Source organism: Leucobacter chromiireducens (genome assembly GCF_003917135.1).
Classification (GTDB): domain Bacteria; phylum Actinomycetota; class Actinomycetes; order Actinomycetales; family Microbacteriaceae; genus Leucobacter; species Leucobacter chromiireducens_A.
Map to the genome: position 1 here is coordinate 19,490 of NZ_RPDI01000020.1, position 17,024 is coordinate 36,513.

At 66.3% G+C, this 17,024-nt stretch carries 13 protein-coding genes; 11 read left to right on the top strand and 2 right to left on the bottom strand.

Annotated elements, in window-relative coordinates:
• Positions 1-62 precede the first annotated feature (62 nt).
• From EGM46_RS10200 to EGM46_RS10250, 11 genes are all read left to right on the top strand, one after another.
• On the top strand, positions 63-1,541 hold the full coding sequence (locus EGM46_RS10200) for a S10 family serine carboxypeptidase-like protein (RefSeq protein ID WP_125100048.1): 1,479 nt from the start codon (positions 63-65) through the stop codon (positions 1,539-1,541).
• Positions 1,542-1,636: 95 nt separating this feature from the next.
• A complete protein-coding gene (locus EGM46_RS10205) occupies positions 1,637-2,761 on the top strand; it encodes an amidohydrolase family protein (protein WP_241156290.1) in 1,125 nt (374 codons plus the stop codon).
• 102 nt (positions 2,762-2,863) lie between these two features.
• Positions 2,864-4,546, top strand: a complete 1,683-nt coding sequence (locus tag EGM46_RS10210; RefSeq protein WP_206427553.1) for a thiamine pyrophosphate-dependent enzyme — start codon at positions 2,864-2,866, stop codon at positions 4,544-4,546.
• Complete coding sequence (locus EGM46_RS10215) at positions 4,546-5,988, top strand: aldehyde dehydrogenase family protein (RefSeq protein ID WP_125100049.1); 1,443 nt, start codon at positions 4,546-4,548, stop codon at positions 5,986-5,988. The genes EGM46_RS10210 and EGM46_RS10215 overlap by 1 nt, the downstream gene beginning before the upstream one ends.
• Before the next feature lie 130 nt (positions 5,989-6,118).
• Positions 6,119-7,705: an ABC transporter substrate-binding protein gene (locus EGM46_RS10220; protein ID WP_125100050.1), complete on the top strand. Its 1,587-nt coding sequence runs from the start codon at positions 6,119-6,121 to the stop codon at positions 7,703-7,705.
• 24 nt (positions 7,706-7,729) lie between these two features.
• Positions 7,730-8,752 carry an ABC transporter permease gene (locus EGM46_RS10225; protein ID WP_125100051.1) on the top strand — a complete coding sequence of 341 codons (1,023 nt, stop codon included), beginning with the start codon at positions 7,730-7,732 and terminating at the stop codon, positions 8,750-8,752.
• The gene (locus EGM46_RS10230; RefSeq protein ID WP_125100052.1) at positions 8,749-11,433 is read left to right on the top strand and encodes a dipeptide ABC transporter ATP-binding protein; all 2,685 of its coding nucleotides are present in this window, start codon (positions 8,749-8,751) and stop codon (positions 11,431-11,433) included. Before EGM46_RS10225 ends, EGM46_RS10230 begins: the two co-directional genes overlap by 4 nt.
• Positions 11,430-12,641, top strand: a complete 1,212-nt coding sequence (locus EGM46_RS10235) for a M20 metallopeptidase family protein (protein ID WP_125100053.1) — start codon at positions 11,430-11,432, stop codon at positions 12,639-12,641. The genes EGM46_RS10230 and EGM46_RS10235 overlap by 4 nt, the downstream gene beginning before the upstream one ends.
• 111 nt (positions 12,642-12,752) lie before the next feature.
• Positions 12,753-13,295: a flavin reductase family protein gene (locus EGM46_RS10240; RefSeq protein WP_125100054.1), complete on the top strand. Its 543-nt coding sequence runs from the start codon at positions 12,753-12,755 to the stop codon at positions 13,293-13,295.
• Positions 13,296-13,351: 56 nt separating this feature from the next.
• A complete protein-coding gene (gene hpaB / locus EGM46_RS10245; RefSeq protein ID WP_125100055.1) occupies positions 13,352-14,806 on the top strand; it encodes a 4-hydroxyphenylacetate 3-monooxygenase, oxygenase component in 1,455 nt (484 codons plus the stop codon).
• A 23-nt stretch (positions 14,807-14,829) separates the two neighbouring features.
• Positions 14,830-16,056 carry a M20 metallopeptidase family protein gene (locus tag EGM46_RS10250; RefSeq protein WP_346773389.1) on the top strand — a complete coding sequence of 409 codons (1,227 nt, stop codon included), beginning with the start codon at positions 14,830-14,832 and terminating at the stop codon, positions 16,054-16,056.
• A 165-nt stretch (positions 16,057-16,221) separates the two neighbouring features.
• On the opposite strand, the gene EGM46_RS10255 is transcribed toward EGM46_RS10250, so the two are convergent.
• A complete protein-coding gene (locus EGM46_RS10255; RefSeq protein WP_125100057.1) occupies positions 16,222-16,674 on the bottom strand; it encodes a GNAT family N-acetyltransferase in 453 nt (150 codons plus the stop codon).
• Positions 16,671-16,961, bottom strand: coding sequence for a cupin domain-containing protein (locus tag EGM46_RS10260; RefSeq protein WP_125100058.1), 291 nt, complete (start codon positions 16,959-16,961; stop codon positions 16,671-16,673). The genes EGM46_RS10255 and EGM46_RS10260 overlap by 4 nt, the downstream gene beginning before the upstream one ends.
• Positions 16,962-17,024 lie beyond the last annotated feature (63 nt).

The window sequence follows — 17,024 nt, forward strand, 5'->3', positions numbered from 1 at the left end:
TGGGAGTTCTGGAGGTCGGGGTCGACGCTGATCAACAAATTCGATAAATTGATTATAACCAATTGAGCGAAATCGAAGCGAGGTCGAAGATGATCGAGTGGCAGTCGGATCCACAGCGGTTTACCGCGACGGAGGCGGCGAACGGACCGACGGGGGGCGTGTTTACCGGAACGGTGGACCGCTTTGCTGTCACGGCCCCGGATGGCTCCGTGATTGGCACTGCACACACCATCGCCTATGCGCTGGAGAGCGAACTGAGGCGGCCCATCGCGTTTGTCTTCAACGGCGGGCCGGGTGTCTCCTCCGTGTGGCTGCACCTCGGTGGTGTCGGCCCCTTCCGGGTAGCGCTCCCCGATGCGCCAGACGAGGGCATGATGCCACCGTACGCGCTCGAGGAGAACGCTGGGAGCCTGCTGGCCGCGGCTGACCTCGTGTTCATTGACCCTGTTCGCACCGGTCTCGGTCGCGTGGAGGCGGGTGCCGCGCCGGAGCTCGTCTCGGCCGCGGTCGACGGGGCTGAGGCCGACGCCGCCCACGTGGGGGAGCTCATCGCCGCTTGGCTTCGGCGGCACGATCGGGTGGGTGACGAGGTGTACCTCGTTGGTGAGAGCTACGGCACCGTCCGGGCCTCGCTGCTTGCCACCCGATTCCTTGCTGGTGACCATGCAATTGCCGTCTCTGGGATCGCACTGCTGGGGCAGGCGGTCAATGCGCAGGAAACAACGCAGCGCCCTGGCAATGTGATCGGCTACGTCGCGGCGGTCCCCTTTCTTGCGGTGACGGCGCGGTACCACGGCAAGGGCGCGCACGCGGGGCTCACGGTTGCCGAGCTCGCTGAGCGCGCCCATCGGTGGGCGATCACGAGTTATGCGCCTGCCCTGCTGCAGGGTGACCTTCTCGATGCCGAGACCGAGGCGCGCATCGCCGGCGAACTGTCGGGATTCGTCGGCCTTTCGGAGGCGGAGGTGCGTGCGCGACGACTGCGTATCAACAAGGAGGAGTTTCGGCGCGCGCTGCTCCCCGGGCGCACGCTCGGCCTCACCGATGCGCGGTACACGCTCCCGCAGCCGGACCCTGGGTTTCCCGAGCCGGAGCTGGAGCCCACTGGCGCGTACCTCGATCCGGCGTACACTGCGCTCATTCAGCGTCATCTGAGTGAGGGTCTCGGCGTCCGGAGTGACATCCCCTATCTGCTTGCTGCGCCCGGGGTGCACGAGCGGTGGGACTACCAGGAGCGGCGCTCGCTTGAAACGTTTGGTGGGAGCCCGTCGCCGTCGCCGTTTGCGGTGTTTGACTACGGCGCGAACCTCCGCGCCTGGTTGCGCAGTAACCGCGACGCGCGGCTATTCATTGGCACGGGGCACTACGACTCGCTCACCACTGTGGGGGCTGCGCACAATCTGCTCGAGCAGAACGCGCTGCCGCGGGATCGTGTCACGTTCTGTACGTACGAGGCGGGGCACATGATGTACAGCGACCGCACCGAAGCGACGCGGCTGGGCGCGGATCTGCGTGCGTTCATTGCCGGGGGCGCCGCGTGACCGCGGGGGGCGTGGCACCCGCGCGAGCGTCTCGCTGGGCGCTGGTTGGCGGTCGGGTGGTGACCGGCCTCGGTGAGATCCACGATCCCGGTGCGGTGGTGATCGAGGGGTCGCGAATCGAATGGGTTGGCCCGGCGGATCAGGTGCCGGAGGGGGTGGATCGTATCGACGCATCTGGCATGTGGGTCACCCCCGGCCTGGTCGATGCGCACAGCCATATCGGTGCACACGAGGACGGCGTTGGCTGGGCTGGTGCGGACGCGTCAGAGCTCAGCCGACCCAATGTTGCCGGGGTACGGGTGCTCGACGCGGTGAACACCGAGGACGTCGCCTTTGAGGATGCGGTGCGTGGCGGGGTGACGACCGTCGTCGTGAAGCCTGGGTCGGGGAATCCGATCGGTGGACGCACTGTGGCGCTGAAGACGGCCGGGCACAAGATCGTGGATCGGCGTGTGGTGCGCAGCGAGGTGAGCGTGAAGTCCGCGCTGGGCGAGAACCCGAAGCGCACGTATGAGAGTCGCACGCAGTCGCCTATGACAAGACTCGGCATTGCTCAGGTGATCCGGCAGGCGCTCCGAGATGCTGAGGACTACGCCCGGCGGCGTGAAGCTGCGCGTGCTGCGGGTGACGGGTTCCGCGTCGACCTCGACCTCGAGGCCCTCGCCGATGTGCTTTCAGGGGTGCTGATGTGGGACCAGCATGTGCATCGCCATGACGATATCGCCACCGCCCTCCGGATTGCGAGTGAGTTCGACGTGCAGCTCGTGGTGAATCACGGGACCGAGGCGCACAAGCTCGCGGTGGAGCTTGCTGAGCGTGACGTTCCGGTTATTTTTGGGCCGTTGTTGAGCTCGCGCGGCAAGGTGGAGAGTGCGGAGGCGGACCCGGCGAACGCGGCCAAGCTCGTGGCTGCCGGGGTGCGCGTCGCGCTCACGACCGACCATCCTGTGGTGCCGCAGCAATACCTCGCGCTGCAGGCCGGGATTGCGGTGCGCGCAGGGCTCGCCTGGGAGGATGCGCTCGCCGCGGTGACGAGTGTGCCGGCGGAGATTGCGCGCATCGAGGACCGGGTCGGGGGGCTCGATGCGGGCCGAGACGCCGATCTGGTGCTCTGGACCGGGGACCCGTTTGCCGCGAGCACGCGTGCGGTCGCGGTCTGGGTCGACGGGGGTCAGGTGGTCGGCGAAGAGACGAATTCCGTTTGCGATGATTCATTATAATCAATATGATTAATCAAGATCACGCCCCGCCCGTGCCGATCGCTCCGATCCGGGGCGCGCGGCGCGGCGCGCACCCATTGCAATGACGCTTGAGAGGACACGATGACTGAGATGACTGGCGGCGAGCTCCTCGCCGAGTCGCTGATCGCCCAGGGAGTGACGAAGATTTTCGGCATCCCCGGAGTGCAGCTCGATGCGGCTGCCGATGCGCTCTACGATCGCGCGGAGCAGATCGACTTCATCTGCGCGCGAAACGAACAAGCCACCACCTATATGGCCGACGGGTATGCGCGGAGCACTGGCGAGGTCGGCGTCGCGATGGTCGTGCCGGGACCCGGCGTGCTCAACGCGCTCGCGGGTCTGGCGACCGGCTATGCCACCAACTCCCGGCTGCTCTTGATCGCTGGCCAGATCGATTCTCACGCGATGGGCAAGGGGCTTGGCGCACTGCACGAGATCCCGGACCAGACCGGAATGCTCGAGCGCCTCACGAAGTGGACGGGAACCGCGACGAGCGCCGCCGAGATTCCCGTACTTGTCGCCGAGGCGTTTCGACAGCTGCGCTCCGGTCGGCCACGTCCGGTGGCGCTTGAGGTGCCGCCCGACGTGCTTGCCACCCTCGCTGACGCGGACATCGCGGCCTTCGTCGAGCCGGAGCCGGTGCTCCCGGACGCCGCTGCAATCTCGGAGGCCGCCGCGCTCCTTGCGGCAGCACAGTCGCCACTCATCGTCGCGGGTGGCGGCGTGGTCGCTGCCGGCGCAGGCGATCAGCTGATCGCGCTCGCGGAACGCTTGGAGGCCCCCGTGCTCATCACCGAGGGCGGTCGCGGTGCGGTGGATGCGCGGCATCGCCTGGTGTTCGACGCGCTGGCCCTGCGCGAGTTGCGTGAGCGCGCTGATCTGGTGCTCGCGGTCGGAAGCCGGTTCGTGAGTACCTTTGGAACCCGCGTCGATGTCGCCGATGCTCGTGTGGTGCTGCTGAACGCAGAGGCTGCAGACCTTGCGGGGCCGCGGGAGGCCCAGGTGCGCATCCACGCGGATGCGGTGAGTGGGCTCGAAGCGCTGCTCGAGGCGCTGCCAGCGGGCCAACATGACGCCCCGCGACCGAGCCGCGAATCGGAGCTCGCAACGACCCGCGCATGGTTGGCTGGCAAGTTGAACGACATTGCCCCGCAGCGAGAGTACCTCGACGTGATCAGGCGAGCACTGCCCGACAGTGGGGTGTTCGTGAGTGAGTTCACGCAGGTGGGGTACGCGGCGAGCGCGTGCTATCAGGCGCACGCACCGCGCACCTACATCGGGCCTGGGTATCAGGGGACGCTCGGGTATGGGTTCGCGACCGCGCTCGGTGTGAAGGCCGCAGATCCGGATCGAGCGGTGATCTCAGTGTCAGGAGACGGGGGGTTCTCGTGGACTCTGCAGGAACTCTCCACCATGCGCCGTTACGACCTGGGGTTGATCGCCATCGTGTTCACTGATGGGTTCTACGGCAATGTCCGCCGCATCCAGAAGAACCGCTACGGCGCGAGATACTTCGCGAGCGACCTCACGAATCCCGATTATGCGACGTTGGCCGCGGCGTTCGGGATCCGCTCCGCACGCGCATACACCCCCGCCGAGCTCGAATCCGTGCTCGTGGCGGCTGTGGCCGCGAACGAACCGATCCTGATCGAGGTGCCGGTTGGTGAGTTCCCTTCACCGTGGCATCTGATCCACGAGGGGATCCCCACGCCGCAGCCGCTCACGCCGGGCTCCCACCTCGTCGAGCCCGAGGGGCGAGCGTAATGCACGAGGCACGACACTACATCGATGGCGCATGGGCGCATCCCGCGGGACACGCATGGCTCGAGGTGGAGAACCCCGCCACCGGCGAGGTGGTGGGTCGGGCGATGCGAGGATCCGCCGCTGATGTTGATCGCGCGGTCGCGGCCGCTCGGCGGGCGCTCCCACTGTGGTCGGCGCGTTCGATGGCGGAGCGGATTGCCATCGTCGAGCAGTTGAGCGCGGGGATGAGTCAGCAGCGGGAGCGCCTGGCGCAAGTGCTCTGTGCGGAAATTGGCGTGCCGATCTCGTTTGCGCGGAGCGCCCAGCTGGGTGTCGCGCTCGCGGATCTCGCGGCACTCATGGACGCGGCGCGGCAGCATGCTGCCCGCACGCCAATCTCGAACTCTCTCGTGGTGACGATGCCCGTTGGGGTCGTCGCAGCGATCACACCGTGGAACTTCCCGCTGCATCAGATCGTGTTGAAGCTGGGTGCAGCACTGCTGGCCGGCTGTACCTTCGTCCTCAAACCGAGCGAGGTCTCGCCGCTGAATGCCGCGATCCTCACGGAGATCCTCGCTGAGCTCGATCTCCCGGCTGGCGCGGTGAACGTGGTGTTCGGTGATGGTGGCGGCGTTGGGGAGCCACTCGCAGCGCACCGTGACATCGACATGGTCTCGTTTACCGGCTCACGTGCCGTCGGCGAGTGGATTGCGGCGGGAGCCGCGCGGAATCTTACTCGAGTGTCGCTTGAGCTCGGGGGGAAATCGGCGGCGATTATCCTCGACGATGCGTCGATCGAGGATTCGGCGAAGTCTGTGGTGGCGTCGTGCATGGCGAACACCGGGCAGACCTGTGCGGCCCTGACGCGCGCGCTCGTACCTTCGGCGTTTGTGGCTGAGTGGGAGGCCGCGGCGTCGCGTGCGCTCTCGGCATGGGTGCCAGGCAATCCGGCACTCGAAACCACCGCACTGGGGCCAACGGCCTCCGCGGTGCAGGGTGAGCGCGTACGCGAGCATGTGCGTGCCGCGATCGCGGATGGTGCGCGGCTGGTGGCCGGCGGGGCCGAGGTGCCGGGGGAGTTGCCGGCTGGATCAGTGCCCGAGGCATGGGTGCGCCCGACGATCCTTGGCGATGTCACCCCGGAAATGCGGATCTTCCGGGATGAGGTCTTTGGTCCGGTGCTCGCGGTGACGCCGTACGACGGGATCGCGGAAGCGATTGCGCTTGCGAATGACAGCGACTACGGCCTCTCCGGGGGAGTGTGGTCGGCGGATCCGCAGCGTGCGCTTCAGGTCGCGCTTCAGGTGCACACTGGCACGATTGGGATCAACGGGGCGGGGCTCGATGTCGGGGCCCCGTTCGGTGGGGTCAAGCAGTCAGGAATCGGCCGGGAGTGCGGCGCGTACGGACTTGAGGAGTTTCTCGAGACGAAGTCTGTGATGGGTGCTGCGGCGCTCGGATAGGGGCAGGCGCATTGCGCGAACACCGGGCCCAAAAATCTCCGTTTCCAGACGGTAACAAAATAGCTGATATTCATAATAATGAATTAGTCTTATCTCGCAGCGAAGCGAGGTACCAACGAAAGGATACGCAATGAAGCGAAACACCGCCGCAGTCGTCGGTGCGGTGGGGATTATTGCACTCGCGGTCAGCGGGTGCAGTGCCTCATCAGGGAACACCGCTGGGGGTGAGAGTGCCCCCGTCGATGGCGCGACGATTCAGGTCGCTGTGAGTGCGGACCCCGGTGCCATCAACCCGGTACTCAACGCAACGAGCGCTGGCATCGATATCGCCGTCTACGGGTATGAGTCGCTGCTCAGCTTCCAGCCGGGTGAGCCCGCGATCGGCGCCCTCGCCGAAACGTGGGACGAGAGCACGACCGAGGCGAACTTCACCCTCAAGGAGGGCGTCCTCTGCCAGGACGGAAGCGAGCTCACCGCGAGCGACGTCAAGGCGACCTTCGAGTACGCCAACGAGAACGGATCGCCCTACACGGGTGTCTACTTCCACCCGGAGGTGCAGATCGAGGCTGACGACGCCGCGCGAACCGTGAAGTTCACCTATCCGGCGCCCGACAGCTTCCTGGCGCAGAGCGTCGGGGCGATGCCCATCATCTGCGCGGCCGGCCTCGAAGATCCGAGCAAGCTCGACACTGAGCAGTTCGGCACGGGGGCCTACAAGCTGGTCGACGTCGCGCCGGGCCAGAGCTACTCGTTTGAGCTCCGCGAGGACTACGCCTGGGGCCCGAACGATGTCACCAGCGACACGACGGGGCTCCCCGCGAAGGTGGAGATCTCGGTGGTTGAGAGCGACGCGACTCGCGCCAACATGCTGCAGTCGGGAGAGCTCGACCTCGCCACGATTGGTGGGGCGGAGCGTGATCGCCTTCCCGAGGACGATTTCGCGCAGACGCTCGAACTGCCGCTGCGACCCGGGCTCGTATTCTTCAACCAGAACGAGGGGCGTCCCACGCACGATCTCGCGGTGCGCACCGCGATCGCCAATGCGCTCGACCGTTCGGAGATCGGCGGCGTCGCATCGGCTGGTCGCGGCTCGCAGCTCACCACGCTCGTGCCCGAGATCGGCGCAGCGTGCACCGCGATGGACAGCTCCGCCGCGATTCCCGCCTTCGATCTCGATGTCGCGAATGACAGCCTCGACGAGGCGGGGTGGGCAGTCGGCGCCGACGGGATCCGGGAGAAAGACGGGAAGAAGCTGAGCCTCAAGCTGCTCTACCCGGTGAATGAGAGCGCGAGTGTCACCGCGGCTATCGAGCTGATGCAGGTCAAGCTGAAGGAAGCCGGTATCGACGGCGTACCGACGCCCTCACCCGCGTACACCGACGTGATCTTCGGCGGCGGCGATTGGGACCTGGTCTGGGCTCCGATCTTCACGAGCCTGCCAAGCAACTGGGCCGGTATCCTCGGTGGCGAGTTCCCGCCGGACGGGGGCAACTGGACCTACAACACGAACGACGAGTACTTTGAACTCGTTGCGAAGGCGAGCCAGCTTGCTGGCGACGAGAGCTGCGGCGCGTGGGAGGAAGCACAGAATTCGCTCTTCTCCGACGTGGAGGTACTGCCCTTCTACGCCAGCACTGAGACGGTCTACGGCAAGAACGCCGAGTTCGCCTACTCGAAGGACGCGATCTCACCGACCTCCATCCGCGTCGTGCAGTAGCGACGCCTCCACAGAAACTCACACATGACGACGCAGCCCCTCTCCCTGCAGTCGGGTGGGAACGGTGCGACCTCGGGAACCCCCCGAGGTCGCACCGGCAACCGCTGGCTGATGTTCCTCCTCCGCCGCACCGTGCGCATGGTGGTGTCACTCTTCGTGATCGTCACCGCCGCGTTCCTGGTGCTTCGGCTTGCTGGAGGCGACCCGGTCCGCTCGGCGCTGGGCGCCACCGTTGACGAATCCGTCGTGCAGGCGCGTCGCGAGGAGCTTGGATTGAACGATCCGCTGATCGTGCAGTTCTGGAACTACCTGGTCGGGCTGCTGAACGGTGACCTCGGGTCCTCGCTGATCACGGGCCGTTCGGTGTCCGAGCTTGTTGAGTTTCGGCTGCCCGCCACGCTGCAGCTCGCTGGCATCGCATTCGTCGTGGTGCTGGTGGTTGCAGTCCCGCTCGGGCTCTGGATCGGCCTCCTGACCCAGGGTGGGAAGCGCCGCGGAGTCGAGCTGAGCTTCACGGGGACAACAGGCGTCATTGCTGCGATCCCCGAGTATCTGCTCGCCGTGTTTCTTGTGCTGCTGTTCTCGGTGACGTTCTCCTTGCTTCCGGTCGCCGGGAATTCCGAGCCGGCCTCGTACATTCTTCCCGTGTTGGCACTCGCGCTGGGTTCAGCGGCTTCCCTCTCGAGAATCGCGCGAGTGGAAGCGCTGAACGCGCTCTCCGAGGACTACATCCGTACAGCGCGATCGAAGCGCCTTCCGACCTGGATGATCAACTTCCGACACGCCCTCCCCAACATGCTCACTGCGACCCTCACGTTGGGCGGTTCGTTGCTCGCGACCATGATCGTCGGCTCCGTGCTGGTTGAGCAGGTGTTCAACTGGCCCGGCCTGGGAACGGCATTCGTGCAGGCGATCGTCACGAAGGACTACGGCATTGTCCAGGGGCTCGCGATCGTGTACGCCACAGTTATTTTGGTCGTCAATCTCGTCGTCGATGTCGTGCTCTCACTCATCGACCGGCGCACAACTCTTCTGGAAACCGCATGACCCTTCGACGGAACTCACTCTGGAGATCGCCCATGGCGGTCATGTCCGGCAGCGTTGTGGCGCTGCTCGTCCTGCTCGCAATCTTTGCGCCGATGATCTGGGGCTCGGTCGCGGCTGAGCCGGATCCGAGCGCGATCTTCCAGCCGCCGAGCGCAGCGCATCCACTGGGCACGGACGGGCTCGGCCGTGACCTTTTGCTGCGCACCCTCGTTGCCACACGGACCTCGCTGGTCATGGCGCTCATCGCGACTGCGTGCGGCGCTGTGGCGGGGCTCATTCTCGGAGCGCTCCCCGCAGTGCTCGGCGCGCGTGCTCAGCGGGCGTTCAGCGCGGTGATCAACACTTGGCTCGCGTTCCCCGTGCTGCTCGTTGCAATGCTCACGGTGATCCTGTTGGGGGCGGGCCCCACCACCTCCGTGATCGCGCTCGCACTGACCATGACGCCCTCCTTCGCTCGGTTGGCGCAAACGCTCTCCTCGCGCGTCGGTGGGTCGGAGTATCTCGCTGCGGCGAAGATGCTCGGGGTTTCGAAAACCAGGCAGTATCTCCGGTATGTGCTCCCGAACATCGCGGAGCCGGTGATCGTCAACGTCACGATCTCGATCGGTGGCGGCCTGCTCGCGCTCTCAAGCCTGAGCTTCCTCGGCGTGGGGATCCAGCCGCCAGAGTACGACTGGGGTCGCATGCTCAACGAGGGCTTCGCTCAGGTGTATAGCCAGCCCACCGCGGTGCTCGGGCCCGGCCTCCTCGTGGTTCTCGCTGGGCTGTCGTTTGGCATGTTCGGTGAGGCGCTTGCCGCGCATATGCGACAGCAGGGCAGAGGACGCATGCTGTCGGTCCGCAAGCTCGGCCCCGCGCCGAGCGCTGCTGCTGATCGGCGCAAGGAGAGCGGAAGCCTGGGGGTCGTGGCCGACGCGGAGAACCCGGATTCTCGGCACGGATCCCAAACCCCGCTGCTCGAGGTTGAGGGGCTCTCGGTGTCGTTCCCCGGCGAGGACGGCTGGGTGCGCCCCGTCCGGGACGTCTCGTTCTCGATTATGCCCGGCGAGCTCGTTGGCGTGGTGGGCGAGTCCGGCAGCGGCAAGAGCATCACTATGATGTCGGTCGCGCAGCTCGCCCCAGCAAACGCCGCCGTCACCGCAACCCGCTTGCGCTTCAATGGTGTTGAGCTCAGCGAGCTCTCGCCCGAGGACGCTGGAAAGGTGCTCGGCACCCAGGTCGGTGTGATCTTCCAGGACTCACTTACCGCACTCAACCCGGCGTTGCGCGTCGGCACCCAGCTCGCTGAGGTGCCGCGAGTTCACGAGAAGGCCAGCCGGCCTGAGGCGCACCGTCGCGCAGTTGCCGCGCTCGATGAGGTGCGCATTCCGGATCCCGAACGCCGCGCTCAGCAGTTCCCGCACGAGTTCTCAGGCGGGATGCGACAGCGCTCGTTGATCGCAATGGCGCAGATTGGTCACCCCTCGCTGCTGATCGCCGATGAGCCCACCACAGCGCTCGATGTCACGGTGCAGCAGCGAGTGCTTGCGCTCCTGCGCGCCAAGTGCGAGGAGACCGGGGCTGCCGCCGTCGTGATCTCGCACGATATCGCCGTGCTCGCTGAGCTGTGCTCCCGGATCCTCGTGATGTATCGCGGTGAGATTGTTGAGAACGTTGACGTCCGCGATCTGCCTCACCCTGAGCGATTGCAGCACCCCTACTCGCGCGCGCTGGTGGAGTGCATGCCGGACCTCACCACGGACCGCTCGCTTCCACTTGCCACGATTCCTGAGGATCCTGCATTTTCCACCGAGCGTGCCGACGATGCGCACCCGAGTTGGGAGCGCAAGCCGACACAGCTCATCAACGTCGTCGACGCGCGTGACGCCGGCCGGGCGAGCTCCGACCTCGTGGTAGAGAATCTCGAGGTGACGTTCGGCCACGGGGCGAAGGCCTTCAACGCCGTGGACGGTGTGTCGTTTGAGCTGGCGAGCGGATCGGTGCTTGGCCTCGTCGGCGAGTCTGGGTCGGGAAAGTCGACCGTTGCGCGCACGATTGCTGGCCTGCAGCCGGCGAGTGCGGGTCGTGTCACCCTCGGAGGCGTCGATCTGCTGGACACCAGAGGAGTCGATCGCCTGGAGCGCGCACGCGATGTGCAGATGATCTTCCAGGATCCCTACTCATCACTCAACCCGAGGATGAGCGTGCGTGAAGTGCTCGATGAGGTCCTGCTGACTCACGGAATGAGTGACGGCGCCGCCCGTCGCTCGCAGGTAGCCGAACTGCTCGATCTGGTGCGTCTCCGCGCGAACACCGCGGAGCTGTACCCGGGACAGATGTCCGGCGGAATGCGTCAGCGCGTCGCGATCGCACGCTGCTTGGCCACGCGGCCGCGGCTGATCATCGCGGATGAGATCACCTCGGCGCTCGACGCTTCGGTGCAGGGTGCAGTGCTCAACCTCATCCGCGAGCTGCAGCGGGAGCTCGACATCTCCATGCTGTTCATTACGCACAACCTTGCGGCGGTGCGCTACATCGCCGACCGAACCGCGGTGATGCAGCGGGGTCGAATCGTCGAGATCGCGGATCCTGACCGCCTCGTGCAGCAGCCGGAACATCCGTACACCCGCACCCTGGTCGATGCGATCCCGCGCATCGAGAACGCCGGGACCGATGCGCTGTTGAGGAGCCTGAACCAATGACCGTAACGTCTGCCGCTGTGCCGCGCGACCTCGCGCGACTCCGACGCGATGCCGATGCGCTGCTGCCCGAACTTGTGGAGCTGCGCCGCGCCATTCACCGGGACCCTGAGCTCGGCCTCCGTTTGCCGCGCACCCAGGAGCGCGTGATCGCCGCGCTCACGGCGGCCGGCGTCGAGGTGATTCGTGGGACTGCTCTCGACTCTGTGATCGGAATTGTGCGAGGCGGTCTCCCTGGCGACACGGTGCTGTTACGCGGTGACATGGACGCATTGCCGATGCGGGAGCGCACGGGTCTCCCGTACGCGGCAGCTGGCGAGGCAATGCACGCCTGCGGCCACGACCTACATGTTGCCGGGCTCGTCGGTGCCGCGCGCCTGCTCGCGTCGCGTCGCGCCGAGCTGTCGGGAACGGTGGTGCTAATGTTCCAGCCTGGCGAGGAGCTCGGCGACGGAGCTCGGCTCATGCTCGATGAAGGGCTGCTTGCGGCGGTCAGTCCTGCGCCCAGTGCAGCCTACGCGATCCACGTGGTTCCCGGAGAGTATGGGGTGTTCTCTACCCGACCGGGGCCCATCATGGCCGGCTCGCTCGAATTCAGTGTGACCGTGCAAGGGCGCGGGGGGCACGCGTCGGCACCGCACCTTGCGGTGGACCCGGTGCCTGTTGCCGCCGACCTGGTCGGGGCGCTCCAGGCCTATGTCACGCGAACCTTTAGCGTGTTTGATCCGGTGGTGCTCTCGGTGACGCAGCTGTCCACAGCTGGCAGCGCTCGCAATGTGATCCCTGGCACGGTGGAACTCGGCGGGACGATTCGTGTGCTTTCCGCAGAGGCGCAGCGACAGGTCGAAGCGACGCTTCCTGACCTGGTCAGGGGGCTGTGCGCGGCCCGCGGCTGTGAGGCGGAGGTGGCGCTGCAACTGCTGTGCCCGGCGACGGTGAACGACGCCGACCGTACCGAGTACGCGCGTGGGGTGCTCGGCGAGGCGTTCGGTGATGCACGCGTCTGGGAGTCTCCCGCGCCCGTCATGGGTTCAGAGGACTTCGCGTACGTGTTGCGTGAGGTGCCTGGAACTCTGCTCTTCTTGCGAGCTACCCCACGTGAGCTCGATCCTGAGACCGTGGCACCGAACCACTCTCCGGAGGTGGTGTTCGACGACGCGATTCTCGCGGACCAGGCGGCCGCGTTGGCTGCGCTCGCGCTCGGTCGCTGAGCGCCAGTCACACGCGAGCGCGTTGCGCCCTTTCATATAAACCATTATATTGAATTATATGAAAGCGGATCTCTGGGAGATCTGAAGCAACGACGCAAAGGTAACAACACCATGGGGCCGAACCGTAGAACCGAATCAGCGTTTGGGGAGCACTCCAGGCTCTACCACCCACCGCAGCACCATTTCCGTGGCAGCCTCGGGCGTTTCGCGACGGGAGTGGCCGTGGTCACATTCCGGGGTCCGGAGGGTGAAAATCGTGGCATCACGATCAACTCGTTCACGTCGATCTCAATGGATCCACCCCTTGTGCTCGCTTCCATCGGCCTCACCGCACGCTCGCACGAAGACCTCAAGGGGCAGCCGTTCACGGTGAACATCCTGGAGGCGTCGCAGCAGGCGGTCGCGAGTCAATTCGCTGGGCGCCCCGGGTCGGCGGAGCCGGTGTGGATCGCCGGGGAGCATGCCCCGCGCCTCGGTGGCACCATCAGCTGGTTCGAGTGCACGCCCTGGGCAGCGTACCCGGGCGGCGACCACACGCTCTTCCTGGGTGAGGTGCGCAACTACGACTACGGCCGGGGCGACGCGCTGGGATTCGTTGGCGGGCAATTCACCACCATCCCCGAGTTCAGCGGCGGTCCCGAGGACCTGTTCTAGCCCGGATTTTGCACCGCAGCCGGCCCACACACTGACGAACCGAAGGAGGGTGCGCGATGGGTATTCGCACCGGACAGCAGTATCTCGATCACCTGAACGCGCGCAGCGCACAGATCTACCTCAACGGCGAGCGCATCGGAGCTGGACGCGCTGAGCATCACGCGCTCGCGCCCGGTGCACAGTCCTTCGCGCGGCTGTACGACCTGCAGCACGATCCCGAGCTCCAGGACACACTCACCACGTCATCTCCGACCACGGGTGACCGCGTGAACGCGTCGTTTCTGGTGCCGAAATCCGAGGCCGATCTTGCGCGCCGTCGCGAGGCGCTGACGCAGACCGCACGCTACTCGCAGGGCTTCCTGGGGCGCACCGGTGACTACATGAACAGTGCGCTCGCCGCGCTCGCGGCGGCACAGAGCTTCTTCGCGCAGGCGGATCCGGTATTCGGAGAGCGGATTGCACGCTATACGGAGTACGTGCGTGAGAACGACCTGCTGACCGCGCACGCGCTCATTGCGCCGCAGACCAATCGCGCCGACGCTGGCACACAGGTTCAGGACGACCCCCGGGTCGCTGCCCGTATTGTCGAGGAGCGCCCGGACGGCATCGTGGTGCGTGGGGCGAGAATGCTCGCGACCAATGCGCCGCTCGCAGATGAACTGCTGGTGTTCCCGTCCACGGTGCTGCGCGGGGCTCCGCAGGATGCGCCCTACGCCTATGCCTTCGCCGTGCCAACGGATACCGAAGGGCTGGCGTTTTACTGCCGGACGCCGCTGTACGGTGGCGGGGGTGAGCTCAATGAGCCGCTTGCGAGTCGGTTCGAGGAGCTCGACGCGTTCGTCGTGTTTAACGATGTCTTCGTGCCGAACGAGCGGGTCTTCCTGCTGGGCAACCCGCGTCTGCGCAATGAGTGGTACACGGCCACTGGAGCAGGCGCGCTCATGACGCACCAGGTCCTGTGCCGCACACTGGCGAAGACCGAGTTCTATCTCGGCCTCGCCGCTGAGATTGCTGACGCGATCGGCATCGATCAGTTCCAGCACATTCAGGGTGACCTCGGTGAACTTGTCACCTACGTCGAGATTGAGCGAGCACTGCTGCGGGCCGCCGAGGCCGACGGTGAGCTCTCCGAGGATGGGGTGTACCTGCCGCGCTGGAGTACGCTCAACGCCGCGCGTAACTGGTACCCGCAGCACGTCGCCCAGCGCCTGCCAGAGATCGTTCGGAAGTTCTCAGCGTCCGGTCTGATGGCGCTCCCGAGCGAGGCCGATCTTGCGAACCCCGAGGAGCGGCACGAGCTCGACCGGTACCTGCAGGGTGCGCGCGTGGACGCCGAGCGGCGGGTGCGACTCTTCAAACTGGCGCTTGATTCCTCAATCTCCGGGTTTGCCGGCCGGGAGAGCCTGTACGAGTACTTCTTCTTCGGAGATCCGGTGCGGATGAAATCGGCGCTCGTGAACGGCTACGACCTCGGGCCGGCGCGCGAACGCGTCGCCGAGGTGTTGCGGTAGGGCGGGACCTGATGACACTCCCGTTGCTCGAACGCGCGGCACTGCTGGGTCCGAGGTTGACCCGCATCAGGCGGGAACTACATCTCCGCCCGGAGGCCGGATTCGAGCTCCCTGAGACGCAGCGCGCCGTGTGCGAGGCGCTTGCCGGCCTTCCCCTCGAGGTGGTCCTCGGGGACACGCTCGGCTCGGTCACCGCGGTGCTGCGGGGTGGCAAGCGTGCGCAGTGTGCCGCCCAGGCTGTACTGCTCCGCGCCGACATGGATGCGCTCCCGATTGTTGAGGAGACGGACCTGGCGTATGCCTCACGCAACGGCGCGATGCATGCCTGCGGGCACGATCTCCATGTTGCCGGGCTGATCGGGGCGGCGCATCTCCTCAGCGAACTCCGCGATGAGCTCGTCGGCGACGTGGTATTCATGTTCCAGCCAGGGGAGGAAGCGGGTGGCGGCGCGCCGCGCATGATCGCTGAGGGTGTGCTCGACGCATCAGGGAGGCGGGTCTCCGCGGCGTATGGGATTCACGTGCTCCCTGGCGAGCGAGGTGTATTCAGCACCAAGCCGGGTCCGCTGATGGGCGGCGCGAACCTCTGCGAGGTGATCGTGCACGGGCGGGGTGGCCACGGGTCGCGGCCGCACGAGGCGATTGATCCGGTGCCGGTGCTTGCCGAGATTATCCTCGCGCTCCAGAGTTACGCGACGCGGAGGCTCTCACCGACGGACCCTGCGGTGATCTCGGTCACGAAGCTGAGCGCCAGCGCCGCCGTGAATGTCATCCCCGATTCTGCATCCTGTGCTGCGACCGTGCGCACACTCTCGCCCGCGGTGCTGGAGCAGGTGCAACGGGATCTGCCCCTGTTGGCTGCTCGGATCGCGGAGGCGCACGGGTGCACCGCCGAGGTGGACTTCAGGGTGGTCTACCCGGTCACGGTGAACGATGAGCCTTCCGCGGAAGGCGCGATTCGGGTGCTTGCTGATGCCTTTGGCGAAGCTCGGGTCGAGCGCCTTGCGGCGCCCATTATGGCCTCAGAGGATTTCTCCTTCGTCTTGAACGAGGTCCCCGGCGCATTCGTGTTCCTGGGGACCACTCCGCCAGGGACCGCCCCAGAAGCCGTTGAAATGAACCACTCGCCACGAGCAGTATTCGATGACGCGGTGCTTGCCGATCAGGCGGCTGCGCTCGCGTTGCTCGCGCTACAGCATGTGGGAGCTGACATACCTGGTCATGAGGTGGGGGAGCGCGGCGCCGAGTAGCCTCAGAATTGTGGGCTCGGGTGCATTCCCAAGCGATTCGGCCTATCCAAGCCCGGCTTCGGAATGCGGGCTTGGATACGCCGAATCGCTTGGGATGCGAGGGGACTGGGTGGCCAGCGGGGTGGCTAGTGGGGTGGCCAGCGGAGCGCCTGAGCGGGCGGGCTCCTACTCCGCCGGCGCGAGGTCGTACGTGACCCAGGGGGTCTGCGTGGCCAGCCGGTCGTAGATGCTGCGCGCGGTCGCGTTGCTCTCCGCCGTGATCCAGCGCACCAGCGAGGCGCCCTCGTCGCGCGCGATCTCCGCCAGGCGCTGCAGGATCGCACTGCCGGCGCCCGTCCCTCGCGACTCGGCGGAGGTGAACAGGTCATCGAGGTACAGCCCGCTCCCGCCGTCGATGGGCCGGGCGAAGCGGCGGAAGTGGCCGATCCCCACCGGCGTGCCGTCGAGCTCGGCGATGAGGCCGCGCGTCTCGTGCGCGGGATCCTGCAGCCAGCCCCACACGGTCTCGAACACGGCGGGGTCGTGCGGCTTCGCGTAGAAGTCTCGGTAGCCCCGGTAGAGGGTCTCCCACGCGGCGCGATCGTCTGCGGCGATGGGCCGCACCGTCACCGCGCTCACGCGAGCTTCTCCACCTCGACGAAGACCACGTCGCTCGTGGACGTGCGGTTCTCGACCTGGTGCTCGGAGCCGGCCGGCCGCGTGTAGCTCTGCCCCGTGGTGAGCTGCGCCACGATCTCGCTGCCGTCGGCGTTCGTGACGTGCATCGTGTCCGTGACGAGCGGGATCACCACGTACTCGAAATCGTGGCGGTGCATCGGGATGACCCCACCGGGCTTGATCGTCCACTGGGTGACGCGGAAGTGCTCGTTCTCGAGTTGGACTTCGCCGTGTGAACCGGTGCTCATGATCCTCCTTGATGCGTGAGGCCCGGGCTGCGCCGGGCATCGCCGTTGCGATGCCCCTCAGCC

Excerpts from the sequence above, each read along its gene's own strand:
- EGM46_RS10210 (WP_206427553.1), top strand. The coding sequence starts at position 2,864 with ATGACTGAGATGACTGGCGGCGAGCTCCTCGCCGAGTCGCTGATCGCC.
- EGM46_RS10215 (WP_125100049.1), top strand. The coding sequence starts at position 4,546 with ATGCACGAGGCACGACACTACATCGATGGCGCATGGGCGCATCCCGCG.
- EGM46_RS10220 (WP_125100050.1), top strand. The coding sequence starts at position 6,119 with ATGAAGCGAAACACCGCCGCAGTCGTCGGTGCGGTGGGGATTATTGCA.
- EGM46_RS10225 (WP_125100051.1), top strand. The coding sequence starts at position 7,730 with ATGACGACGCAGCCCCTCTCCCTGCAGTCGGGTGGGAACGGTGCGACC.
- EGM46_RS10230 (WP_125100052.1), top strand. The coding sequence starts at position 8,749 with ATGACCCTTCGACGGAACTCACTCTGGAGATCGCCCATGGCGGTCATG.
- EGM46_RS10235 (WP_125100053.1), top strand. The coding sequence starts at position 11,430 with ATGACCGTAACGTCTGCCGCTGTGCCGCGCGACCTCGCGCGACTCCGA.
- EGM46_RS10240 (WP_125100054.1), top strand. The coding sequence starts at position 12,753 with ATGGGGCCGAACCGTAGAACCGAATCAGCGTTTGGGGAGCACTCCAGG.
- hpaB (WP_125100055.1), top strand. The coding sequence starts at position 13,352 with ATGGGTATTCGCACCGGACAGCAGTATCTCGATCACCTGAACGCGCGC.
- EGM46_RS10260 (WP_125100058.1), bottom strand. The coding sequence starts at position 16,961 with ATGAGCACCGGTTCACACGGCGAAGTCCAACTCGAGAACGAGCACTTC.